Genomic DNA, 23,945 nt, shown 5'->3' on the forward strand with positions numbered 1-23,945 from the left:
ATGACTAAACGTACACCTATTTCTTTTGAGTTTTTTCCACCAAAAACTGATGCTGGTGCTGAAAAACTTCGTATTGTTCACCAAGAATTACAACTTCTGAACCCTGAGTTTTTCTCAATTACTTATGGGGCTGGTGGTTCTACTCGCGAACGTACTCTGGCTGCTATTGATGATTTCAATGGTAAAGGTACACCAGTTGCACCTCACCTTTCTTGTATTGGTGATGATAAAGCTCGTATTGCTGAGTTACTGGATTTATATAAAGCTCAAGGTATTAACCGTATTGTTGCTTTACGCGGTGATTTACCTTCTGGTCAGGTTGGACTTGGGGAACTTCCTTACGCACAGGATTTAGTACGTTTTATTCGTGAGCACTCAGGTGACCATTTTCATATTGAAGTTGCAGCTTATCCAGAAATGCATCCTCAAGCTGAAAATCTTGATTCAGATATTCAACGTTTTATTGAAAAAGTACAAGCTGGTGCCAATGCAGGAATTACTCAATTCTTCTTTAATCCAGATTCGTACTTTTATTTTATAGAGCGTTTAGAGCAAGCTGGAATTAACATTCCGGTGGCTCCAGGAATCATGCCAATTACCAACGCAAGTAACTTAATCCGCTTTGCAGACGGTACGGGTGCTGAAATTCCTCGCTGGATCCGTAAGCAATTACAAGCCTATGGTGATGACAGTGAAAGTATTAAAGCTTTCGGTCATGAAGTTGTTGTTAAGTTGTGTGAACGCCTTATTGCAGGTGGTGCGCCAAGCTTACACTTCTATTCAATGAATCAAATCGAACCAACTCGTCAACTTGTTGTTGATCTTGGTTTAAATTAATTTTGTAAGGCGTACCCAATGAACCGTTTTTTTATCGAAACTGAACTTACAGTTGGCTCAACAATTCAACTGACAGAATCAGTATTCCATCATTGGGTGCGTGTTTTACGTGCACAACTACAAGAACAAGCGACTCTATTTAATGGACAAGGTGGGGAATATCTCGCGACTTTGACCGAAATTAATAAAAAAAATGCATTTGTCACAATTGAGAATTTTAACCCTGCAAACCGTGATGCCCCTTTTAAAGCTATTTTAGGTCAAGTCATGAGTAAAGGCGATCGAATGGATTATGCCATTCAGAAAGCCACTGAATTGGGTGTAAGTCAGATTCAATTGCTAACTAGTGAGCGTTGTGAAATGCGCTTAAAATACGATCGAGATCAAAAAAAATTAGATCACTGGCAAGCTGTTGCAATTGCAGCATGTGAACAATGTGGCCTCAATTTGGTTCCAGAAGTTTTAGCGCCTATTTCTCTTCATGAATGGTTAAGTTCTTCTGAGCTTCCACAATCTAAATTTGTTTTAGCACCAGAAAAAGAACAAAAAGATGTATTGGCGGGAATACAGCCTGAACTTGCCTTATTGATTGGCCCAGAAGGGGGCCTAAGTGAAAGTGAAATTAACCAAGCCAATCAAGCTGGATTTATGAACTGGTGCATTGGTGACCGAGTTTTGCGTACAGAAACTGCCCCTGTTGTTGCCTTGTCTATTTTAAATTATCGATTTTTATCCACCTAAGTTCTCTGCACATTGATTAAATCATTATTTAAAGTTAACTTACTTTTATTGTATGAATAAAATTTCAAATTCTTTTTCACTGATAAATCAGATTCTTTCTGTATATATGTAAAAAAATAGGATAGAAAAATCTTATGTCTGGGCTTCAGGAAGAATATCTACAGCATCAAACAAAAATTGAACAGCTGAAACTTTCAACTCAATATATCCGCTGGTATTTAATTAGCCTGATATTACTGTGCCTTATTTCATATGGTATTTTTTCTTATTATTTTTCATCTGCAATAACAATATTTAGCTGGTCTATTGGCCTTACCGTCGTCGCTCTTGTCTGCTTATTATTTATTCCAAATATTTTAACTCACTATCGCACGATTGATTTTACCAAAAAAGCTGATCGTGTCTTACAAAGTATTTGTTTATTCTCAGGAATTTTAATTGGAATAAATGTCACAATTATTCATTTTTATCTACCTCCTGACTTAATTGCACTACCAGATGCTCATATTTTAATTGCTTTATTTATTACTTCGGCTCATATCATTGGCCTTACTTTTTTAACACAGCAACCCCGATATTTTTATCTCTTATTTATTCCTAGTACCCTCCCTCTATTAATTGCTCAATTCACACATAATCCCATAACTCAGCTACCTTTTTATTTCGCCTATAACCTCACCTTTGTAGCAACTGTGCTTTGTGCATATGCAACTCAACGCAATTACCAAAAGATCTCTCAATTATTATTAAAAAACAAACAGCTTGTTCAAATTTCAGACCAGCATACCCAATGGGCTGAAGAATTATGTGTACAACTCCAACAAGAAGTGAATAAGTCCAAAGATATTGAAGCCCAGCTTCAATTTAATAATCATTTGCTTGAGCAAAAAGTACGAGAACGTACCTATGATCTCACCAAAATGAATGAGCAACTCGAAAGCCATCACTATAATTTAGCTTTTGCACATGAAACTGCGGGTATTCGACCTTGGGATTGGGATATTGAAAGTCAAAGATTAGAAATTACGTTTTTCGATCAACAAAAACAAACTCAAACCGCCATTATTCATCTCAATACCATATTAGAGCGTATACACCCAAGCGATAAAAAACTTTTTGATGAACGTTTAAAACAACATTTGGAAGGCGTTACAGATCATTTTAATATCACCTTTCGAATTTTACGTCGAGATGGTTCTTGGAGATGGATTCATGATGTAGGCCGTGTCATCACCAGAGATCCAAAGACACAAAAAGCGCTTCGTATGGTGGGAATGACCCGTGATATACATCAAGAGAAAAAGGATCAAGAACATCTAAGACTATCTGCAATTGTGCTCGAGCAAGCTGCGGAAGGAATATTTATTTTAGATGAGCACTTAAACTATATTGATGTAAATCCCTACTATGAAAAATTAACAGGATTTTCTAAATCAGAACTTGTTAATAAAGAATTGTTTAGCATAACAATCAATCAAAAAGAACTACAACAACAGTTTCATACATCAATAACGCAACAACTTCTGGAGACAGGAGAATATATGGGCCAGTTTGATGAAAAGTTTAGTTCTGGCAAAAGCGTATATTTATGGTTGCATATCAATGTGGTCAAAGATGAATTCAATCAAATTACCAATTATATTGGATTTGCACGTGACCTCACTGAGCAAAAGCGCCAAGAGCAACATCTATCTTACTTAAAAAACTACGATAGCCTCACCCACTTGCCTAACCGCCTTTACTACTACAATCAATTACACCAATATATTGTAAACCCTTCATATAACATTAAAAATTTAGCATTAATACGGGTAAATATTGACCGCTTCCGAGCTTTCAATGAGTTTTTAAATAATGATAGTGGTGATGAATTACTTAAACAGTTCGCACAAAGATTACGCTTAATCAATATCAATGCGATTTTAGTCGCCTATTTAAATAGTGATGATTTCGCAATCATTTATGAGATTTCGCCAATTCATCCAAATGTTGAGCAATATTGCCAAAACATTTTACAAGCACTCAATGCACCTTTTTACATTGATAATCACGAATATTTTATTACCGCATCTATCGGTGTTGCATGTTTTCCTGAACATGGCAGACAAATTGATCATCTCAACAATCATGCAGAGCAAGCTCTTTCCGAGGCAAAACGTTTAGGTGGTAATACAATTTGCTATTACTGCAATAAAACAAATCACTCATATAAAACTGCCGATTTAGAGCAAGAGCTACGTAAAGCCATTCAAAATGATGAATTTGTCGTTTATTACCAACCCAAAATTAATCTACACGATCAATCTACTATCGGTTTTGAAGCCCTCATTCGTTGGCAACATCCTGAAAAAGGATTAATCCTGCCAAATATGTTCATACCATTTGCTGAACGTAGTAGCCTGATTTCAGATATTGGGAAAGTTGTTTTAGATAAAGTTGGAAAGCAACTCCAAGAGTGGAAAAATGCGGGTTATATCAATATTCAAGTCTCTGTAAATATTGTCGCTCAACAAATACATCGAGGCTTATTACTCAATGACTTAGATGAGGTTTTGCAAAAATATAATATTCAAGGTTCAGATCTCGAACTTGAAATTACAGAGTCAGCCCTTTTAGACAATACTGCCAATGTAAAAACGCTATTACATGCTATAAAACAACGAGATATCTCCATTGCCTTAGATGACTTTGGTACGGGTTATTCATCTTTAGCCTATCTGACAGAGTACCCAATTGACGTATTAAAAATTGATCGTGCTTTCATTTCGAAAATTGGTGATCACAAACAAGAAGCAATTGTAAATGCAATGATCGCGATGGGTAAAAGTATGGGACTTAAACTAGTTGCTGAGGGTGTAGAAACAAAAGAACAAGTCACCTATCTACAAAAACAGCAATGTGATTTTTTACAAGGCTATTTCTTTAGTCGCCCTATTCCTGCCGAGCAGATTATTCCTTATCTACAAACAAATCCGCATATTTCTTAATTGTTCCAATCATCTATTTTACCTATGCTGCTTTTTCCAAAAATGAGCGTTTTTGACTGTGAGAAATAAAGAAGTAGTGTTATATTCTTTAGCATTTAGCTCACCACGGGGCTATTGGCAATTCGTCTACTATTCTCTTAATTGGTAAAAATTAAAGCGTAGTTAAAGAAGTGAGTTGCCTCTCCCTAAATGAGCAATTTGACTAGTTTGCTTTTTTGTATCAAATAGAGACTCAGATGGACGATCAATCTTTAAAACAGGCCGCTTTAAATTACCATGAATATCCAAACCCAGGGAAAATCAGCGTCACCCCAAGTAAGCAACTTGTCAACCAACGAGATTTGGCTCTAGCCTACTCACCAGGAGTTGCTGCGCCATGTTTAGAGATTGAACGTGATCCATCTGCTGCTGCTAAATATACAGCTCGCGGAAACTTGGTTGCCGTAGTCAGTAACGGTACAGCTGTTCTTGGTTTAGGTAATATTGGACCATTAGCGTCTAAACCTGTAATGGAAGGTAAAGGCGTACTCTTCAAAAAGTTTGCTGGTGTTGACGTATTTGACATCGAAATTGCAGAAAACGATCCAGATAAAATTGTAGATATTGTTGCCTCTCTTGAGCCAACTTTCGGTGGTATCAACCTCGAAGATATTAAAGCGCCAGAATGTTTCTATATCGAAAAGAAACTTCGCGAACGCATGAAAATTCCTGTATTCCATGACGATCAACACGGTACAAGTATCATTGTAGGTTCAGCTTTGCTTAATGCATTGCAACTTGTAAATAAGAAAATTGACGAAATCAAAATTGTAGCTTCAGGTGCAGGCGCTGCTGCCCTTTCTTGTTTAGATTTACTTTGTGCTTTAGGCGTAAATAAAGAAAATATCATTGTTGCCGATTCTCGCGGTCTACTCACTACTTCACGTGAAGGCTTGGATGAATCGAAAAAACGTTATGTTCAAGATATCAAAGCAACTCAGTTACATGAAGTAATGGCTGGGGCTGATATGTTCTTAGGTCTTTCTGCTGCTGGTATTCTCACCAAAGAAATGGTGAAACAGATGGCTGAGAACCCTATTATTTTTGCTTTAGCAAACCCAGATCCAGAAATTTTACCTGAACATGCACATGAAGTACGTCCTGATGTAATCATGGCAACTGGTCGTTCTGACTATCCAAACCAAGTAAACAACGCATTATGTTTCCCTTACATTTTCCGTGGTGCGCTTGACGTTGGTGCAACAACAATTAATGAAGACATGAAAATTGCATGTGTACATGCAATTGCACGTATGGCACACGTAGAAGCAGATGCAGCTACTTATGGTGAGAAATCTGCTTCATTTGGTCGTGACTATTTAATTCCACGTCCACTTGATCAACGTTTAATTTTGGAAATTGCTCCTGCTGTTGCTAAAGCTGCAATGGACTCAGGTGTTGCAACTCGTCCGATCGAAGATTTCTCTGCATATCGTCAAAAATTATCTGAGTTCGTCTATAACTCTGCATTCTTGATGAAACCGATTTTTGCTCAAGCAAAAACTGATCCTAAACGCATCGCATATGCTGAAGGTGAAGATGAGCGCGTATTACGTGCAGTGCAAATCGCAGTTGATGAAGATTTAGCTAAACCAATTTTAGTAGGTCGTACTGCTGTAATTGAAGCTAATATCAAAAAATTAGGCCTACGTTTACAACATGGCGTAAACATTGAGATTGTAGATCAAGAACAAAACCCGATGTATGAAGAGTTTTGGAAAGACTACTATCAAACAATGCAACGCAAAGGCATTACTGTTGAATATGCTCAACGTGAAGCTCGTCGCCGTTCAACTTTAATTGCATCTTTACTGGTTAAATTTGGTAAAGCAGACGGTATGTTATGTGGTACTTACAGTAGCTATAACATTCACCTTGATTTTGTACGCAATGTCATCGGTCTAAAAGAGGGTATGAATAACTTCTTCACGCTAAATGCATTAATGCTTGAAGATCGTAACTTGTTTATTGCTGATACATACGTAAATACAAACCCGACTGCTGAACAACTTGCTGAAATGACTATTTTAGCAGCTGAAGAAGTACGTCGTTTTGGTATTACTCCACGTGTAGCCCTACTTTCTCATTCAAGTTTTGGTAGTGACCAGACTGACTCAAGTGCTCAAAAAATGCGTGAAGTTTATCGTATTTTATCTGAGCAAGCTCCTGAGCTTGAAGTTGAAGGTGAAATGCATGGTGATGCAGCATTAGACGAAAACATTCGTCAATTTGCATTCCCTGGCTCACGTTTCAAAGGTTCGGCAAACTTGCTCATTATGCCAAACCTAGATGCAGCAAATATTTCGTTTAACTTGTTGAAAGCGACTTCTGGTAACAACGTTACTATTGGTCCAATTTTACTTGGGGCAGCAAAACCTGTTCATATTTTAACGCCGACAGCAACGACTCGTCGTCTTATCAATATGACTGCTTTAACTGTTGCTGAAATCCAACAACAAGAAAAGTAATTTAGAAACTGCTTTTTACGAAAAGCATCTCTAATGACTTGAGAAAACCTCTATTCTGTAGCATGATTGCTTGAAGAATAGAGGTTTTTTCATGCAAGTGTATTTAGTAGGCGGTGCCGTCCGTGATTTTTTACTTGGGCATCCCTATCAAGAAAAAGATTATGTTGTTGTCGGTGCAACGCCGGAACACATGCTCGCCCAAGGTTTTCAACCTGTAGGCAAAGATTTTCCTGTGTTTCTTCATCCCGAAACGAAAGAAGAATATGCACTTGCACGTACTGAAAGAAAATCTGGTAAAGGCTACCACGGCTTTCAATTTTTTACCGATACCACAGTAAGTTTAGAAGAAGATTTAATCCGCCGTGATTTAACCATCAATGCCATAGCAATGGATCAAGATGGCAAATTATACGATCCATATGGCGGTCAAACAGATTTAGAAAATAAAACTTTGCGTCATGTTTCAGAAGCTTTTGCTGAAGATCCTTTACGTGTTTTACGTGTTGCACGCTTTGCGGCTCGCTATTCTTCATATGGTTTTCAGATTGCGCCAGAGACAATGCAGCTTATGCAAACCATGGCCGAATCAGGTGAGCTTGATGCCTTAACACCAGAACGTGTATGGAAAGAGACTTCTCGCGCACTTTTAGAAGATCATGCGGATGTTTATTTTCAGACATTGCGTGACTGTGGGGCGTTGAAACATCTTTTCCCTGAAATTGACGCATTATTTGGTGTACCACAGCGCCCTGAATATCATCCAGAAGTGGACTGCGGCATACATACCTTAATGTCGTTACAGCAAGCTTGTAAGTCAAACTATTCGCTTGATGTTCGATTTGCTGTGTTAGTACATGATTTGGGTAAAGCATTAACTCCAGCTAACGAACTCCCTCGTCACATCATGCATGAAGAACGTGGAGTAAAACCTGTTACCGAATTATGTGAACGTTTAAAAGTTCCAACTCAAACTCGACAGTTGGCTTTATCAGTATGTAAAGAACATCTAAAATGTCATCAAATTATGTCGTTAAAACCGGGAACAGTATGGCGTCTATTACAGCGTCTAGACGTACTACGTCGCCCTGAGAGAGTGGAAGCTTTTGTACAAGCATGTGAATGTGACGCTAAAGGAAGATTAGGTTTAGAAGACCGACCTTATCCACAAGCTCAGTACATGTTAGATGCGATGCAAATCGTTCGCTCTATTAAAGTTCAGGATTTACCTGAAAACATTAAAGGTGCTGAGATTGGTGAAATGCTCATTCAGTACCGTATTGATGCTTTAACTGAGTTCAAACATCAGCATCAAGCACTATCTCATACTTAATTAACACCAAGAAAAAAGCCTCATTACGAGGCTTTTTTATCTTTACTGTTTAGGCAGCGGTATAAATTGTGATTGAGTATTTTGGTTTTTTCTTTCCCCTACTGTCACCACAAAGTTTTGTTGCTTCCCATCTCGCTCGACCATTACATTAATTTCGCTGTTAGGCGCTTGTAATGCAACATAATTAATCAAATGAGATGCTGAAGTGATTTGTTGATTATTCACCTGAATAATTTTATCACCAATCTTAATACCTGCTGATGCAGCTGGACCATTTTTCAAGACATCTGCAACCACAACACCAATTTGCTGTTTAGGTGCTAATACGTCTTCTTGTGTAGGTGGTACTAAACTAATACCTAACCATCCACGGACTACACGGCCATCTTTCAAAATCGAGTTTAAAACTTGTTGGCAAACTTTAGCAGGAATTGCAAAACCAATTCCTAAAGAACCACCTGACTGAGAGAAAATAGCAGTATTTCCCCCGATTAAATTCCCAGCCACATCAATTAATGCTCCACCAGAGTTACCTGGATTAATTGCGGCATCTGTTTGAATAAAGTCTTCATAGGTATTAATGCCTAAATCAGAGCGTTCAGTCGCAGAAATAATACCTTGAGTTACCGTTTGACCTACGCCAAATGGGTTACCAATAGCCAAGACAACATCACCTACTTCATTACCACTTAGCTTAAATGGCAACACAGGTAATTTATCTAAATCGATTTTAATTACGGCTAAATCAGTATCAGGGTCTGTTCCAACAATCGTTGCTTCTGCACGACGGCCGTCATGTAATGCAACTACAATCTGATCAGCTTGAGCAATCACATGATTATTCGTCAAAATATAACCATCAGCTCGTACAATAACCCCAGAGCCTAAGCTATTTTCATTTTGCTGTTGTTGTTCTGGAACCTGATTTCCAAAAAATTCGCGGAATACCGGATCACTTAATAATGGATGATTTTGTTTAACTTTCTGGGTCGTAAAAATATTAACAACTGCTGGCGCTGCAACTTTTACTGCAGCGCTATAAGATACCCCCCCGCCCGCTCTCGAAGTATCAACGAGTGGTTCAACTTTCTCAGCAGGCATTTGCACCCCATCAACTGCAACAGTTGGTTTCGGCTGATGGTATTTTTGCCATGCAATAAAACTGGCAATTACAATAATAAGTAACACCCAAGGTAACCATGTAAAGGTGCGGCGCACGTTCATATCCTCTACGCAAAGAAGTTTTTAATTAAATTAATATATTGAACAAAAAGAGTTTTCAGTTAAGCATTTTAAATTAAATATGTCGATATACATAAAAAAGTCAAAAAAGATTTGTCTAGCTTTAGTTACACAACAAAATATGTTTCTATAGCTTTAGCAATTATTTACTACTCAATTCAGGAAATATCATGGCAAATTTGCATGAAATTATTCAGTGGTGCGACCAAACCTTAAAAGCGGCAGAATTTAAAGATTACGCACCAAATAGCCTGCAAATTGAAGGTTCAACTGAAGTAAAACGTATCGTTTGTGCGGTTACTGCTTCCGAAGATGCGATTGATGCAGCAATTGCTCAAAATGCAGATTTATTACTCGTACATCATGGTTATTTTTGGAAGGGTGAACCGTATCCAATTACTGGAATGCGAGGCAACCGCATTAAAAAACTCATTCAAAATAATATTTCATTAGTCGCTTATCATCTACCTTTAGATGCACACCCAACTTTGGGCAACAATGTAGCGATTGCAGAAAAACTAAACTTGAAGAATTTAGAACCACTCGATTTAACCGAGAAACATCCGATTGGTAATATTGGTTATTTAGAGCAAGCAGTTTCTGTAGATGAGTTTAAAGCACAGCTTCAAAACAGTTTTGATTTTAAAGTGATTCATTTGCCAGCAGAAAAGCAAAGCATTCAAAAAGTAGGCTTCTGTACAGGCGGCGCTCAAGATTTTATTGCTAAAGCTGCTTTGCAAAATTGTGATGCTTATATTTCAGGTGAAGTCAGTGAACGAACTTTTTATGAAGCAAAAGAATTAGGGGTTCACTATTTCGCCTGTGGTCACCATGCTACTGAGCGTTATGGAGTTCAGCGTTTGGCACAAGCGATCTCAAAACAGTTTTCAATTGAAGCTGAATATTTTGAATTGAATAATCCGATTTAATTAAGTCTTTTTTTCAATCTGTGTTATGCGTATTAATTAGATCTTTATTGTGTATAGTTCTTTAAAACGATGCCCTATTGTTACCAGAATCATTTACAATAGAGCCACTTAATTGTATAACCCAGCAAATGCAAGGAATAGGAACATGACAACCATTACTTTACCTGCACTTCCATATGGCTATGATGATTTAGCGCCACATATTAGTAAAGAAACTTTAGAATACCATCACGATAAACACCACAATACCTATGTTGTTAACTTAAACAACTTAATCAAAGGAACTGACCTTGAAGGTAAAACTTTAGAAGAAATCATTAAAGCGACTGCTGGTGATGCATCTAAAGCTGGTATTTTCAACAATGCTGCTCAAGTTTGGAATCACACTTTCTACTGGAACAGCATGAAGCCAAATGGTGGTGGTAAGCCTACTGGCGCAATCGCTGCTAAAATTGACGAAGCTTTTGGTAGCTACGAAAAGTTTGCAGAAGAATTTACTGCTGCTGCAACAACTCAATTTGGTTCAGGTTGGGCTTGGTTAGTTGCTGATGAAGTAAATGGTAAATTATCTATTACTAAAACTTCTAATGCAGACACTCCACTTGCACATGGTCAAATTGCTGTATTAACAATTGACGTATGGGAACATGCTTACTACATCGATTTCCGTAACTTACGTCCTAAATACATCGCAACTTTCTTAGAAAGCCTTGTGAACTGGGACTATGCAAATGCAAAACTTGCAGGCCAACCAGCTGGTGTAGAGAAATAATTTTATTTCTTTATGAAAAACCACCCTATTTTGGGTGGTTTTTTTATTTTTAATACAGCAAAAGCATATTAATCAAGCAAACGATTCATTTTCTTTAATATTCTTATTGACGCTTTTAGATTTCATCCATAAAATGCGCATCAGATTCTCCAATAGCTCAGTCGGTAGAGCGACGGACTGTTAATCCGCAGGTCCCTGGTTCGAGCCCAGGTTGGAGAGCCATCTACTAATCTCCCATAGCTCAGTCGGTAGAGCGACGGACTGTTAATCCGCAGGTCCCTGGTTCGAGCCCAGGTGGGAGAGCCAAGATTCTAAAAGCCCGCATTTATTGCGGGTTTTTTTCTTTTCTAAGATTTAATAATTTTTCATTATTTTGAACAAAATCAATGTTTCGAATATTTTTAAACCAAACGATTAGATATTCACTCTAATTCTGTTATTAAGGCTTGACCCAGCCCTCTTTCCTGCCTAAAATCCTTTTCCAGATTCTCCCATAGCTCAGTCGGTAGAGCGACGGACTGTTAATCCGCAGGTCCCTGGTTCGAGCCCAGGTGGGAGAGCCAAGATTCTTAAAAACCCACTCATCATGAGTGGGTTTTTATTTGTATGATGCCTTCACATGTTCGAATCGAGTCACTTATTTTTTATTGTTTTAGGTTGCGTAAGCACCTGTATTTTTCTTCTCGTTTGTTTACGTCCTTATTTATTTCCAAAACAAAAATTCTTTGCTCGTCCTGTCATTACAAACTTTGAAACTCAAATGTTTATACGTTTAAAACAAAGTTTCCCAAATTATCATGTATTAGCACAAGTGGCTTTTAGTGCTTTAATTACCAGTAATGACTATAAAATTCGTAGTCAGTTCAATCGTAAAGTTACTGACTTTGTCGTGCTAAATGACAAGATGGAAGTGATTGCTATTATTGAGCTAGATGACCCTACCCATCTTGAAAAAGTAGAAGAAGACCGTATTCGTGATCAAATGCTCACTGAAGCAGGCTACCTTGTAAAACGCTACACCAATATTCCAACTGTACGCCAATTACAAAAGGATATTCATTAACAAGCTATTTCGTTTCAGAATTTGCAGCTTCTTTCTCAGCTATTCTTTTTGCCATTTCTAAACGCTGCTGTTCATATTGCTTTTTATTCTTAGCATCACTTTTTGCAGCCAAGAAAAGTATTCCAATAATCAGAAAAGGAATAAGTAAACCCAATCCCATTAATAACCAAGGAACAGATTTTTTTTCAATAGGTTGCTGGCTCATAAGTTCTTCAAACTCAAATAGTATCGATTTCAGAATGCGTAACAATATAACAAAAAAAGGGCCTTCTTTAAGACCCTTTTAATTTGAATATTTTAAATATAAAAAATTATTGTGCTATTCCAGTACATTCAACATTCTTACTAGCATCTATTACTGATGGATCAAGCACTATATTTGTTTTAGCTGGCATCTTAGATTGAACAAATTGATAAATTTCAGCATTTCTACATACAATCGCCTGAGTATGGGCAGCTCCAACAACAGGTACAAATGTCACATCAGTTCCCATTTTTTTAAGTCCCTCTTGTAAGGCATTAGTAACAGGATATGGTACAGCCATATCCGCAGTACCTTGAACAATCATGACTGGTGAATTAATTTTTTTTGTAGCAGGTTGATTATCTACCAAGAATTTTTGCACCGTTGGATTCTCCTGGAAATTACCAGCTAGGCCTGGATAATCTAGAACTGTTTTACCAGTATTAGTCGCAAGAAAATCTCGAATATCATCTGCAAATTTATTATGCAAATCAGTTAAACAGACTCCATTTTCACCCGTAGTGCCTTCTGCAAACTCAGCTATACTTTGAGAACGTTGTTGAAAGATTTCACGATAATTAAATTTAGGTTCATAAGCAGTAATACCCACTGTGGTATATGCAGCATATGCAAGTAGCTCAGCATATACTTCTACAGCCGTACCAACAGGTGCGGTACCAGCCTGCTCTTTTTGAAGAATGTCTCTAATTGCTTGCGGAGCAACTACAGAAATAATATAGCCAAGACTAGAGGCTGGTGCTGTTGCAACCGCTCCTTTGTAGTTACTGTCGTTATTAGCAAATTCAGCTGTTCCTAATGAAGCATGGCCTCCTTGAGATTGTCCAATCGACATCCATGAACTATTCAATTGACTACCGTAATGATCTTTAGCAGCTTTAACTGCTGCAATTGCAGATTTAGCCTCACTTCCCAAATTAAGGTATGGATGCATCCCTCTAGTACCTAAACCTTCATAGTCAGGTGCCACAATCACATATCCAGCAGCTAATAAAGTATCAGCTAAGATTTTGAAGCGTGGATTAATCGTATTATTACTTGGTGCACAACTATCCCCTACTCCTACAGTGCCGTGCTCCCATACCACTACGCGATAACCATCCTTTGGTTGAGCAACTTTCGGGAACATGACTAAAGCGGTTGCTTCAGCTGTTTTCCCTTGTACATTCACCATGTTATAAGTCATTACTTTTATAGATGAAGCGCCACTTAAGGTATCCTTAGAATAGGCTTTTTCAGAAACATAAGTTTTATCGGGATTAACACCAATATAGTCATCATCATCGTCATTACATGCTGTAAGAAATAATGCTGAAATTGATAATGTTATAGCTAAAGCAATTTTTGACCGTTTCATAGAATATCCTTTTTATGTGTTATTTATTCCGCATATTTTTATGCACAAATATTAAGACATAAAAAAAGTGCTCTGCATAGAACACTTTTCAACCTCACGGTCATTTTTACTATATGAAATTTAAAAATATTCCTAGAAAAATGATTAATCCAACCCAGCGATTGTGACGGAATGCCCAAAAACATACTTGAGGGTTGCGGTCTTTGGTTTTAATTGTTTGATATACAAAATCGAATGCCACTACAACTAAAGCAATAACTGCCCATGGGAATAAGATATTTTCTAAATATAGTGCAGTACCAATCAAAACAAGACTAGCTGCTTGTAAAAGAGCAATAATCTGGATGTCATATCGACCAAAAAGAATAGCTGTAGATTTCACGCCAATCTTTAAATCATATTCACGATCTGTAATTGCATATTGAGTGTCATAAGCCACAGTCCAAGCCAAATTACCAAAATAGAGCAACCAGCAAGTCAAATCTGGAGTTTTACCTACCGCGGTAAAAGCCATAGGAATTGACCATGAAAATGCTGCGCCTAAAAATACTTGGGGTAAATTGGTATAGCGTTTCATAAAGGGATAAATAAACGCTAAAAATAATGCGCCAAATGACCAATAAAAAGTTTCTATAGGTAAAAAGAACAAAAGACATGCGCTTGCTAAAACAAGGCCCAAGAATACGTATACGGCTTCCCTTGCGCGAATAACTCCCGTTGCTAAAGGGCGCGTTTTAGTACGCTCAACATGGGCATCTACTTTACGATCAGCAAAGTCATTAATCGCACATCCAGCAGCGCGCATAAAAATCACGCCTAAAATCATGACAAATAAAATACCTAAATCAGGTATTCCTTTTGATGCAACCCAAAGTGCCCACATGGTTGGCCAAAACACCAGTTCAGTACCAATTGGCTTATCAAATCGACATAGATAATAATAAGCCTCTAAACGCTGACGCCATGTTGTGCCTGTTGCAGTCGTCATAGTAATTCCTTGTCGTGCTGCTGATTTAAAAAAGCTTCAAAAGCCGGTAAGAATGTTTCTTGGACGATAAATTTACATCCATGCCAAGTATAGCAACTTTGTCGCGTCCAGCCTTCTGGCAAACGAATGACACGACGGTCACAAAGCGGAGTTGTTCTTTGAAATAGGAAAAAGCCAATCGGTTTAGAACCGATGTGCTGAAATATACGCGCTCTTTTTTGTAAGCTTTGAATTGGAAAAATACTTTTTGCTTTCACCCACGGCTCTGCCTCACAACCATATAAATAGGTTTCCCTTACCCATGAAGTATGAGCATGAGGTATGTTCATCCATTGACTATCTGCCAAAGTTAAACGCTGAAAGTGCTCTTTAAAGGGCTTCACACTGAACTGGCCACCACCAAGCTCAGTGAGTTGTTGAGTCAGAGAACCAGAAGCATACAACCATGTTTTCAACTCAGGATTTAAAGCCTTTTCCTGTTTAAGTACTGGTTGTCGTTTACGCATAATCTGCTCACATGAAAACTCGCACTTAGTTTACTCCAATTTTTTGATAAAAAACGTAGAGAATTCAATCAACATTCCAGGCAATAAAAAAGCCTGCATATGCAGGCTTTTTTACGAAATACGTATTACAAGCTGTAGTACATATCAAATTCAACTGGGTGAGTAGTCGTGTTAAGACGACGTACATCTTCAGTTTTAAGTTCGATGTATGCATCAAGCATTTCTTTAGTGAACACGCCGCCTTTTAACAAGAATTCGTGATCTGCTTGAAGTGCTTCAAGAGCCATATCTAAGCTATGAGCAACTGTTGGGATTTTTGCTTCTTCTTCTGGAGGAAGATCATACAAGTTCTTATCAGCAGCTTCGCCCGGATGGATCTTGTTTTGGATACCGTCGATACCAGCCATTAACAATGCAGCGAAACCTAAGTACGGGTTCATCATTGGGTCTGGGAAACGAGCTTCGATACGCTTACCTTTAGGGCTAGAAACGTATGGAATACGGATAGAAGCAGAACGGTTACGCGCTGAGTAAGCAAGCATAATTGGTGCTTCGAAGTGAGGAACCAAACGCTTGTATGAGTTTGTAGATGGGTTTGTGATTGCATTCAATGCACGAGCGTGCTTGATGATACCACCGATGAAGTACAACGCCATTTCTGAAAGGCCTGCATATTCATCACCAGCAAATAAGTTCTTGCCATCTTTAGAGATAGACATATGAACGTGCATACCAGAACCGTTATCGCCTACCATTGGTTTAGGCATAAACGTAGCTGTTTTTGCATATTGATGTGCAACGTTCCAAACAGCATATTTGAACTGTTGAACTTCATCAGCTTTACGTACAAGTGTATTGAAGCTCACACCAATTTCTAACTGGCAAGAAGCAACTTCGTGGTGATGTACTTCTACACGACCTGGGCCCATGATGTCTTCGATTTTTGCACACATTTCTGCACGCATATCTTGTGAAGAATCAACTGGAGGAACTGGGAAGTAACCGCCTTTAACACGTGGACGGTGACCAGAGTTACCAGACTCGTAGTCTTTACCAGTAGACCAAGCAGCTTCTTCAGCGATTAATGTATGACGAGCGCCAGACATATCGATGTCCCACTTCACTTCGTCAAATACAAAGAATTCTGGTTCTGGACCAAAGAATGCAGTATCACCGATACCTGTAGATTTTAAGTATTCTTCTGCACGGCGAGCAATCGAACGTGGGTCACGCTCATAACCTTGACCAGTTGAAGGTTCAATAACGTCACAAGTCACAACTACAGTTGGTTCAGCAAAGAACGGGTCGATAAAACCAGTTTCCGCATCTGGACGTAAAATCATGTCAGATGCTTCAATGCCTTTCCAACCAGCGATTGAAGAACCATCAAACATTTTACCGTCTTCAAAAGTATCTTCATCAATAGAATCAGCTGGGTAAGTTACGTGCTGTTCTTTACCCTTAGTATCAGTAAAGCGAAAATCGACCCATTTTGCGCCACTTTCTTGTATGAGTTGAAGGACCTTGTTCGCCATGCTCATTTTGCTCCAATGAAATTTTGTTGCACTTGTTAAGTGCGTGTTAGTTGCTGGTATTTATATAGCAATTCTCATACCAACTTTATAAGACTTACCTAAAACATTGAATTGCTTATAACTATCCATGATTTAGGCCCCTTGTCTTGAACCCATTATACTGTTTGCATAGTTAAATGCACCATATTCAGACATTTTCAAATTATGGCATACAAGAATAGCTCGCAATCGCCCTAATTTAGTGCAAAATTGTTGCGCTAATATGAATCGCCGCATCAATATCTAACAGTAATTTGTGATCATAATACTTTCTTATATAGAAATCTGACTTTCTTACTGTAATGCTTAAAAATAATAATCTATTCCCGATGGAACTGTTAATTTCTAAATTAGACCATGGTATTTACAATATGCCTTTGCTAAAAAAGTTTGAACATAAATACGATTTCTAAGTAACTCTACACAATTTTTTTATATGACATCAATTACCACTCTTCACTGCCCATCTATAGAAAGGTTGAGGTTTTAAAGTGCTAATTTAATTTTTCTTATCGTAATTTTACGCTAGTGCTGGCCTGATCAGCTTTGGTGCGCCAAGAGGAATCTTTTCAACTGATAATTTCAACTTTCTAATTTTTTACCATTTGTTATATACCTTTTTTATACATGACCAACTTGCTTTTTCATTTTAAAAAATCTAAAAAATAAAACATAACTTTTTTTTATAATTAAACAAACTAAAAGTTTTGTTTTATCTAAACTACAAATATGTTCAAAGGATTTGAAATGAAGCATGAACTCGAACAATATGACAGAGCTTTTTTCGGCCATCCAAAACCATTAAAAACTTTATTTTTTACAGAGCTTTGGGAGAGATTTTCTTATTATGGTATTCGGCCTTTACTCGTTCTTTATATGATTGCAATGGTTAATGACGGTGGTTTAGGTCTTGACCGTCCAACTGCAGCCGCAATTGTTGGGTTATTCGCTGGATCTATGTATTTAATGACCGTTTTTGGTGGCTGGATTGCCGATAACTGGTTAGGTCAGGCACGATCGGTGTGGTATGGTTCTATTATTATTGCACTAGGTCATTTATCTATTGCCCTCACTACCATTTTTGATCAATTCTTTTTTTATTTCGGTTTAGTCCTTATTGTTTTAGGTACCGGATTATTTAAAACCTGTATTTCAGTGATTGTCGGAACATTATATAAAGCTCAGGATAGTAGACGAGATGCTGGTTTCTCCATTTTTTATATGGGAATTAATTTAGGTTCTTTTATTGCTCCTCTTCTAACAGGCTTATTAGCACGTGATCATAACTGGCACTTAGGTTTTGGAATTGGTGGCCTTGGGATGTTAGTTGCATTACTTATTTTTCGTGTATTGGCTGTTCCTCAGCTACAAACTTTTAATGAGTTACGTCAAGAAAATGACAACTGGAATAAACCTGTCGTACAAAACAAAAATGCACCAAAGATTGCTTTCTCCTTCTTACTATCTGTTGCAGTCGTTATTGTTCTTACCTTATTTGGTGTCATTCATATCAATCCGGTCGAGGTAGCAACTTATTTAACAGTTGGGATTGGTATTGGGATTATTGCTTATTTTGCATATTTACTGCTTTTCCTGAATTTAGAGCAGCATGACAAATTTAAAATTATTATTTGTTTTGTTTTATTAGCAGCCTCTGCCCTATTCTGGTCAGCTTTTGAACAAAAGCCCACAACTTTTACTTTATTTGCACAAGACTATACAGATCGTATGTTTTTTGGATTTGAGATTCCAACTGTATGGTTTGAATCAATTAATGCCCTATTTATTATTATTTTTGCCCCAGTTGCAGCATGGCTTTGGGCAAGACTAGGTAAATCAAATAAAGACCCAAGCTATATCAGCAAATTTATTATTGCATTGTTATTCGCAGCAGGTGGCTTTCTTGTTATGTCTTTTGCTAGTCGTTTCGCAATTGCTGGCGGGCTAGTTTCACCATTTTGGTTAGTAGGAACTTTATTTTTACTTACCATAGGAGAACTGTGTTTAAGCCCAATTGGGCTATCAACCATGACTAAACTTGCACCTGATGTTATACGCGGTCAAATTATGGGGCTATGGTTTACTGGCACAGCTTTAGGTAATCTCATCGCTGGTCTTATTGGCGGGCATGTATCAGCAGATAATATTGATCATTTACCGAATCTCTTTATGCGATGCGTTTTGGCATTAGTCGTTGGTGCAATCGTGTTATTTTTATTAAAGAAACCTATTAATAGATTAATGAACAAAAGTACCAGTAAAGTTCAACCTGAGTTGGAAACTATATGAGCGTTTTAACTGTTCCAGAAAAACTTGAGAAACTTCGTGAACTCATGCGCAATCAGCATGTTGATGCTTTGATTGTGATGAGTGCCGATCCCCATATGTCAGAATATTTACCAGACTATTGGAAAGTAAGGCAGTGGTTAAGCGGTTTTAGTGGTTCTGTTGGTACGCTTGTGGTGACCCAAAAGTTTGCAGGTCTATGGGTGGATGGTCGCTATTGGGTACAAGCCGAGCAACAACTCGCTGAAACTGGCTTTCAATTACAAAAACTGACCAGTGATGAAACTTCTACACATCTCGCTTGGATTGAAAAAAATCTACAATCAGAATCAGTCATTGTGGTAAATGGGCATACTTTATCCATTCAACAATTCAAAGCACTCGAACATACTGCACGAGTTAATAATTATAAACTTGAAACCCAGCAAGATTTAGTCGGAGAGTTTTGGTTAGACCATCCAGAACTTCCATCAGAAAAAATCCATTTAATGCCTGAAGGGTTAAATGCCCTCTCTCGTAAAGAAAAAATTCAGGCAATTCGCGAGAGCTTAGCTAACAAGAATATTGCGGGTCATTTTATTTCATCTTTAGATGATATTGCTTGGGTCTTAAATGCACGTGGACAAGATGTAGAGTACAACCCTGTATTCCTTTCACATTTGTATATCAGTACTCAACAGGCTGTTTTATTCATTGATAGCAACAAAGTTGATTCAACCTCTCAACAAGCTTTCAAAGCTGATGACATTGAGATTCGTGACTACGAAGATACAGCTAAGTTTTTATCGAATATTTCTGATACCTCGGTACTTTTAGATCCAGCCAAAGTCTCGATTTTTCATGAACAAGCCATCGCAAAAGATATTCAGGTTGTCTACGACATCAACCCAAGTACACTTTTTAAATCGCGTAAACATGAAAGCGAAATTGCTCATATCCGTCACGCAATGGTTAAAGATGGAGTCGCGCTTTGCCACTTTTTCCACTGGTTAGAGAAAGCCCTTCATCATGGTGAAAGTATTTCAGAACTCACTATTGATGAGAAGATTACAGCTTTCCGTGCTGAGCAAGATGGATTTATAGGACCGAGTTTTTCAACGATTGCTGGCTTTAATGCTAATGGTGCTCTACCCCACTACCGTGCAACTGAAGAGCACTATTCATTTATCGAAGGTGATGGTCTATTACTCATTGACTCTGGTGGGCAATATGTAGATGGAACAACGGATATTACTCGTGTTGTTCCTGTCGGCACGCCAACAGGGCAACAAAAACGTGACTATACTCTGGTTTTAAAATGTCACATTGCTTTGGCAAAAACGATTTATCCAGAAGGTTTAGCTGCACCGCTACTCGATTCAATTTGTCGTAATACTTTATGGCAACATGGTTTAGATTATCGACATGGAACAGGCCACGGCGTAGGCTTTGCGCTTAATGTTCATGAAGGTCCACAAGTACTTTCTTATTACGCGCCTATACATGCTTATAGTAAGTTACGTGAAGGAATGATTATCTCTAACGAGCCGGGCTTATACCATGAAGGACAATACGGTATTCGTATTGAAAACCTCGTTGCAAACCGTCTCCACTCTGGATTTGAAAAAACTTACGGTGAATTTTTAGAGTTTGAAACGCTGACCCTTTGCCCAATTCATTTAGATTGTATCGTTGTTGATATGCTAACGAATGAAGAGAAAGACTGGCTAAATCGTTACCACCAAACTGTTCAGGAAAGACTAGCTGAACACTTGTCTGGCGATGTTTTAGATTGGTTGATTTATAACACACGTAAGATTTAATCTTCTTTTTATTTAAGGCAGAATAGTTTTTTTATTTACAATAGAAGCTTATTCTGCCTTATTTGTACTTATCTATAATTTCAAAAAGCCTCACTTTTTAAAGCCGTTTTTTCTGCAAATTTCTAACGAATGAAATAGTTAAACTGGTTACTTCTTTTTTTGCTATATTAGCCCATTAGAAAGCGGCTTCTTATTTTTCAAACCTAAAAAGTCTTTTCTAAACAGTGAGTATGAATGTGAGTAATATTCTAACTACTCATTAAATATATTTTAATTATCATGAGGTTAAGTTCATCATGCTTCTAATGATCGACAATTACGACTCTTTTACCTACAACATCGTCCAGTATTTTGGCGAGTTGAATCAGGAAGTAAAAGTAGTTCGCAATGATCAAGTCACATTAGAGGATATTGAACGATGGCAACCTAAATATCTCGTGATTGGTCCTGGCCCTTGCTCTCCAAGTGAAGCAGGTATTTCAATTCCTGCAATTAACCACTTTGCCGGAAAAATTCCTCTACTTGGCGTGTGTTTAGGGCATCAAAGTATTGGGCAGGCTTTTGGCGGAAAAATTGTAAGAGCTAAAACGGTGATGCACGGACGTTTATCTGACATGTACCATAGCAATAAAGGTATTTTCAGTAATCTTCCTAGCCCATTCTCGGCAACTCGTTATCATTCGTTGGTGATCGATCAGCAAACACTGCCTGATTGCCTTGAAGTAACGTGCTGGACTAATGAAGCAGATGGTTCAATGGAAGAAATCATGGGTGTTAAACATAAGACATTGCCTGTTGAAGGCGTGCAGTTCCATCCTGAATCAATCTTGAGTCAACATGGCCATCAAATCTTTAAAAACTTTTTAGATATTTATGCATAAGTGATCCCTATGAATATTCAACAAGCACTTAACCATATAACAAAAAATATTCACCTGACTCAGCCGCAAATGGAAGACATTATGCGTAGCATCATGCAAGGTGAGGCAACCGAAGCACAAATTGGTGCTTTGATGATGGGCCTTCGCATGAAAGGTGAAAGTATTGACGAAATTACTGCTGCTGCACGTGTCATGCGTGAATTTGCCATCAAAATTGATGTCAGCGATATCAAATATTTAGTTGATATTGTCGGCACGGGTGGTGATGGTCAAAACTTATTTAACGTCTCTACAGCTTCAAGCTTTGTAATTGCGGCGGCAGGTGCAACCATTGCAAAACATGGCAACCGAGGCGTTTCAAGCAAATCAGGTTCATCTGACTTGCTTGAACAAGCAGGTATTCATCTTGATTTAGACATGCAACAAACCGAACGCTGCATCCGTGAGATGGGTGTAGGGTTTTTATTTGCTCCAAACCACCATAAAGCAATGAAATATGCTGTTGGACCACGTCGAGAGCTTGGTATTCGCAGCATTTTTAATTTACTTGGCCCGCTTACGAATCCGGCTGGTGTAAAACGCTTTGTGATTGGCGTATTTTCAGATGAACTTTGTCGTCCAATTGCCGAAGTGATGAAGCAGCTTGGTGCTGAACATGTCATGGTTGTCCATTCAAAAGATGGTCTTGATGAAATAAGTCTTGCCGCTCCCACTGCTATTGCCGAACTCAAAGATGGTGAAATTACTGAGTGGACGCTTAATCCTGAAGATGTCGGAATTGAGTCGCAAACTTTAAGTGGTTTGGTTGTCGCTGATGCAACAGCAAGTCTAAAGTTAATTAAAGATGCTTTAAGCAAAAATAAATCCGATATTGGAGAAAAAGCAGCAAACATGATTGCGCTTAATGCAGGTGCAGGCATCTATGTGGCGGGCATTACCAAAACTTATGCTCAGGCTGTTACATTCGCTCAAGATATTATCTATGGCGGACAGGCTTTAGAAAAAATGAGTGTTTTGGCTGAATTTACCAAAACATTAAAGCAATCTCAGGCAGATTAAGGATTTCTCATGATTAATATTCAAAATACCATTTTAGGTAAAATTGTTGACCGTAAACATGAGGAACTTGCTGCGCGTTTAAAGCAACGTAATTTGCAAGATGTTGAAGAACTAGCAAAAGCTGCGACTCCAGTTCGAGGCTTTGCAAATGCTTTAAAACATAAACGCCCTGGTGTAATTGCTGAAATTAAAAAAGCGTCTCCATCAAAAGGAATTATTCGCGCAGACTTTAATCCTGCCGAAATTGCCCAGCAATATGAACAAGCTGGAGCAGCATGTCTATCGGTACTGACCGATGTTGATTTCTTTCAGGGAGCAGATGAAAATATTGCGATTGCTCGCAATCATTGTGCCCTCCCTGCTTTACGTAAAGACTTTCTGATTGACCCATATAATGTAGTTGAAGCTCGTGCTTTGCATGCTGACTGTATTTTATTAATTGTTGCTTGTTTGTCTGACCAGCAACTCGAAGAAATGTCTAAAACTGCGTTTGAACATCAACTTGATGTATTGGTTGAAGTTCATGACGAAGAAGAAATGGAACGCGCTTTAAAGCTTTCTGAGCAATGTTTATTAGGCGTGAATAACCGTAATTTAAAAACGTTTGATGTAGATTTAAATACATCCATTCGATTGAAAAAATTACTTCCGACCTCACGTTTATTAATCACTGAAAGCGGTATTGCGACACCAGATGATGTACATATGATGCAAGAGCATGATATTCACAGCTTCTTGGTGGGCGAAAGTTTTATGAAACAACCTCGTCCAGATCAAGCTTTTACTGCCCTTTTTGGACAACCCCAAACGGTTTAATGAAGA

At 38.1% G+C, this 23,945-nt stretch carries 19 protein-coding genes and 3 tRNA genes; 16 read left to right on the forward strand and 6 right to left on the reverse strand.

What is annotated here, in order from left to right; genetic code table 11:
- From metF to J690_RS10650, 5 genes are all read left to right on the forward strand, one after another.
- Positions 1 to 837: a methylenetetrahydrofolate reductase [NAD(P)H] gene (metF, locus tag J690_RS10630; RefSeq protein ID WP_032004580.1), complete on the forward strand. Its 837-nt coding sequence runs from the start codon at positions 1 to 3 to the stop codon at positions 835 to 837.
- An 18-nt stretch (positions 838 to 855) separates the two neighbouring features.
- Positions 856 to 1,578, forward strand: coding sequence for a 16S rRNA (uracil(1498)-N(3))-methyltransferase (locus J690_RS10635; protein WP_032035704.1), 723 nt, complete (start codon positions 856 to 858; stop codon positions 1,576 to 1,578).
- Positions 1,579 to 1,712: 134 nt separating this feature from the next.
- Entirely contained in the window at positions 1,713 to 4,565 is a 2,853-nt protein-coding gene (locus tag J690_RS10640; RefSeq protein ID WP_032035705.1) for a putative bifunctional diguanylate cyclase/phosphodiesterase, read from the forward strand.
- Positions 4,566 to 4,801: 236 nt separating this feature from the next.
- Entirely contained in the window at positions 4,802 to 7,072 is a 2,271-nt protein-coding gene (locus J690_RS10645; RefSeq protein WP_002118176.1) for an NADP-dependent malic enzyme, read from the forward strand.
- Positions 7,073 to 7,163: 91 nt separating this feature from the next.
- On the forward strand, positions 7,164 to 8,402 hold the full coding sequence (locus J690_RS10650; RefSeq protein WP_017398614.1) for a multifunctional CCA addition/repair protein: 1,239 nt from the start codon (positions 7,164 to 7,166) through the stop codon (positions 8,400 to 8,402).
- Positions 8,403 to 8,444: 42 nt separating this feature from the next.
- On the opposite strand, the gene J690_RS10655 is transcribed toward J690_RS10650, so the two are convergent.
- Positions 8,445 to 9,620: a trypsin-like peptidase domain-containing protein gene (locus tag J690_RS10655; RefSeq protein WP_032035706.1), complete on the reverse strand. Its 1,176-nt coding sequence runs from the start codon at positions 9,618 to 9,620 to the stop codon at positions 8,445 to 8,447.
- 194 nt (positions 9,621 to 9,814) lie between these two features.
- Between J690_RS10655 and J690_RS10660 the strand changes: the two genes are divergently transcribed.
- From J690_RS10660 to J690_RS10685, 6 genes are all read left to right on the forward strand, one after another.
- On the forward strand, positions 9,815 to 10,573 hold the full coding sequence (locus J690_RS10660; RefSeq protein ID WP_032035707.1) for a Nif3-like dinuclear metal center hexameric protein: 759 nt from the start codon (positions 9,815 to 9,817) through the stop codon (positions 10,571 to 10,573).
- Positions 10,574 to 10,718: 145 nt separating this feature from the next.
- Complete coding sequence (locus J690_RS10665; RefSeq protein WP_000208083.1) at positions 10,719 to 11,345, forward strand: superoxide dismutase; 627 nt, start codon at positions 10,719 to 10,721, stop codon at positions 11,343 to 11,345.
- 146 nt (positions 11,346 to 11,491) lie between these two features.
- A tRNA-Asn gene (locus J690_RS10670) sits at positions 11,492 to 11,567 on the forward strand.
- Positions 11,568 to 11,575: 8 nt separating this feature from the next.
- Positions 11,576 to 11,651: transfer RNA gene (locus J690_RS10675), tRNA-Asn, on the forward strand.
- Between the two features lie 181 nt (positions 11,652 to 11,832).
- Positions 11,833 to 11,908: transfer RNA gene (locus tag J690_RS10680), tRNA-Asn, on the forward strand.
- Between the two features lie 56 nt (positions 11,909 to 11,964).
- Complete coding sequence (locus J690_RS10685) at positions 11,965 to 12,408, forward strand: DUF2726 domain-containing protein (RefSeq protein ID WP_032035708.1); 444 nt, start codon at positions 11,965 to 11,967, stop codon at positions 12,406 to 12,408.
- A 4-nt stretch (positions 12,409 to 12,412) separates the two neighbouring features.
- On the opposite strand, the gene J690_RS10690 is transcribed toward J690_RS10685, so the two are convergent.
- The 5 genes from J690_RS10690 to glnA form a co-directional block, all read right to left on the reverse strand.
- Positions 12,413 to 12,613, reverse strand: coding sequence for a hypothetical protein (locus tag J690_RS10690; protein ID WP_032035709.1), 201 nt, complete (start codon positions 12,611 to 12,613; stop codon positions 12,413 to 12,415).
- A gap of 106 nt (positions 12,614 to 12,719) precedes the next feature.
- Positions 12,720 to 14,027, reverse strand: a complete 1,308-nt coding sequence (locus J690_RS10695) for an alpha/beta hydrolase family protein (RefSeq protein WP_032035710.1) — start codon at positions 14,025 to 14,027, stop codon at positions 12,720 to 12,722.
- Positions 14,028 to 14,136: 109 nt separating this feature from the next.
- Positions 14,137 to 15,015 carry a 4-hydroxybenzoate octaprenyltransferase gene (gene ubiA / locus J690_RS10700; RefSeq protein ID WP_032035711.1) on the reverse strand — a complete coding sequence of 293 codons (879 nt, stop codon included), beginning with the start codon at positions 15,013 to 15,015 and terminating at the stop codon, positions 14,137 to 14,139.
- On the reverse strand, positions 15,012 to 15,521 hold the full coding sequence (locus J690_RS10705; RefSeq protein ID WP_032035713.1) for a chorismate--pyruvate lyase family protein: 510 nt from the start codon (positions 15,519 to 15,521) through the stop codon (positions 15,012 to 15,014). Before J690_RS10705 ends, ubiA begins: the two co-directional genes overlap by 4 nt.
- A gap of 125 nt (positions 15,522 to 15,646) precedes the next feature.
- A complete protein-coding gene (glnA, locus tag J690_RS10710; protein ID WP_002052696.1) occupies positions 15,647 to 17,062 on the reverse strand; it encodes a type I glutamate--ammonia ligase in 1,416 nt (471 codons plus the stop codon).
- Between the two features lie 762 nt (positions 17,063 to 17,824).
- Here glnA and J690_RS10715 point away from each other — a divergent pair.
- The 5 genes from J690_RS10715 to trpC all read left to right on the forward strand — a co-directional run bounded on the left by J690_RS10715 (position 17,825) and on the right by trpC (position 23,939).
- On the forward strand, positions 17,825 to 19,384 hold the full coding sequence (locus tag J690_RS10715) for a peptide MFS transporter (protein ID WP_081325768.1): 1,560 nt from the start codon (positions 17,825 to 17,827) through the stop codon (positions 19,382 to 19,384).
- Positions 19,381 to 21,183, forward strand: a complete 1,803-nt coding sequence (locus J690_RS10720; protein ID WP_032035716.1) for an aminopeptidase P family protein — start codon at positions 19,381 to 19,383, stop codon at positions 21,181 to 21,183. Before J690_RS10715 ends, J690_RS10720 begins: the two co-directional genes overlap by 4 nt.
- A 296-nt stretch (positions 21,184 to 21,479) precedes the next feature.
- Positions 21,480 to 22,064 (forward strand): anthranilate synthase component II, encoded by a 585-nt coding sequence (locus J690_RS10725; protein WP_000925676.1) that lies wholly within the window; start codon positions 21,480 to 21,482, stop codon positions 22,062 to 22,064.
- A gap of 9 nt (positions 22,065 to 22,073) precedes the next feature.
- The gene (gene trpD, locus J690_RS10730) at positions 22,074 to 23,123 is read left to right on the forward strand and encodes an anthranilate phosphoribosyltransferase (RefSeq protein WP_032035718.1); all 1,050 of its coding nucleotides are present in this window, start codon (positions 22,074 to 22,076) and stop codon (positions 23,121 to 23,123) included.
- A 9-nt stretch (positions 23,124 to 23,132) separates the two neighbouring features.
- A complete protein-coding gene (gene trpC, locus J690_RS10735; RefSeq protein WP_032035720.1) occupies positions 23,133 to 23,939 on the forward strand; it encodes an indole-3-glycerol phosphate synthase TrpC in 807 nt (268 codons plus the stop codon).
- The last annotated feature ends 6 nt before the right edge of the window (positions 23,940 to 23,945 follow it).

It is taken from the genome of Acinetobacter sp. 742879 (genome assembly GCF_000588535.1).
Taxonomy (GTDB): domain Bacteria; phylum Pseudomonadota; class Gammaproteobacteria; order Pseudomonadales; family Moraxellaceae; genus Acinetobacter; species Acinetobacter pittii.

Coding starts and splice junctions, on each gene's coding strand:
- trpC (WP_032035720.1), top strand. CDS start 23,133: ATGATTAATATTCAAAATACCATTTTAGGTAAAATTGTTGACCGTAAA.
- J690_RS10715 (WP_081325768.1), top strand. CDS start 17,825: ATGTTCAAAGGATTTGAAATGAAGCATGAACTCGAACAATATGACAGA.
- J690_RS10720 (WP_032035716.1), top strand. CDS start 19,381: ATGAGCGTTTTAACTGTTCCAGAAAAACTTGAGAAACTTCGTGAACTC.
- ubiA (WP_032035711.1), bottom strand. CDS start 15,015: ATGACGACTGCAACAGGCACAACATGGCGTCAGCGTTTAGAGGCTTAT.
- J690_RS10695 (WP_032035710.1), bottom strand. CDS start 14,027: ATGAAACGGTCAAAAATTGCTTTAGCTATAACATTATCAATTTCAGCA.
- J690_RS10635 (WP_032035704.1), top strand. CDS start 856: ATGAACCGTTTTTTTATCGAAACTGAACTTACAGTTGGCTCAACAATT.
- J690_RS10690 (WP_032035709.1), bottom strand. CDS start 12,613: ATGAGCCAGCAACCTATTGAAAAAAAATCTGTTCCTTGGTTATTAATG.
- J690_RS10685 (WP_032035708.1), top strand. CDS start 11,965: ATGTTCGAATCGAGTCACTTATTTTTTATTGTTTTAGGTTGCGTAAGC.
- J690_RS10640 (WP_032035705.1), top strand. CDS start 1,713: ATGTCTGGGCTTCAGGAAGAATATCTACAGCATCAAACAAAAATTGAA.
- trpD (WP_032035718.1), top strand. CDS start 22,074: ATGAATATTCAACAAGCACTTAACCATATAACAAAAAATATTCACCTG.
- J690_RS10650 (WP_017398614.1), top strand. CDS start 7,164: ATGCAAGTGTATTTAGTAGGCGGTGCCGTCCGTGATTTTTTACTTGGG.
- J690_RS10645 (WP_002118176.1), top strand. CDS start 4,802: ATGGACGATCAATCTTTAAAACAGGCCGCTTTAAATTACCATGAATAT.
- J690_RS10705 (WP_032035713.1), bottom strand. CDS start 15,521: ATGCGTAAACGACAACCAGTACTTAAACAGGAAAAGGCTTTAAATCCT.
- glnA (WP_002052696.1), bottom strand. CDS start 17,062: ATGAGCATGGCGAACAAGGTCCTTCAACTCATACAAGAAAGTGGCGCA.
- metF (WP_032004580.1), top strand. CDS start 1: ATGACTAAACGTACACCTATTTCTTTTGAGTTTTTTCCACCAAAAACT.
- J690_RS10665 (WP_000208083.1), top strand. CDS start 10,719: ATGACAACCATTACTTTACCTGCACTTCCATATGGCTATGATGATTTA.
- J690_RS10725 (WP_000925676.1), top strand. CDS start 21,480: ATGCTTCTAATGATCGACAATTACGACTCTTTTACCTACAACATCGTC.
- J690_RS10660 (WP_032035707.1), top strand. CDS start 9,815: ATGGCAAATTTGCATGAAATTATTCAGTGGTGCGACCAAACCTTAAAA.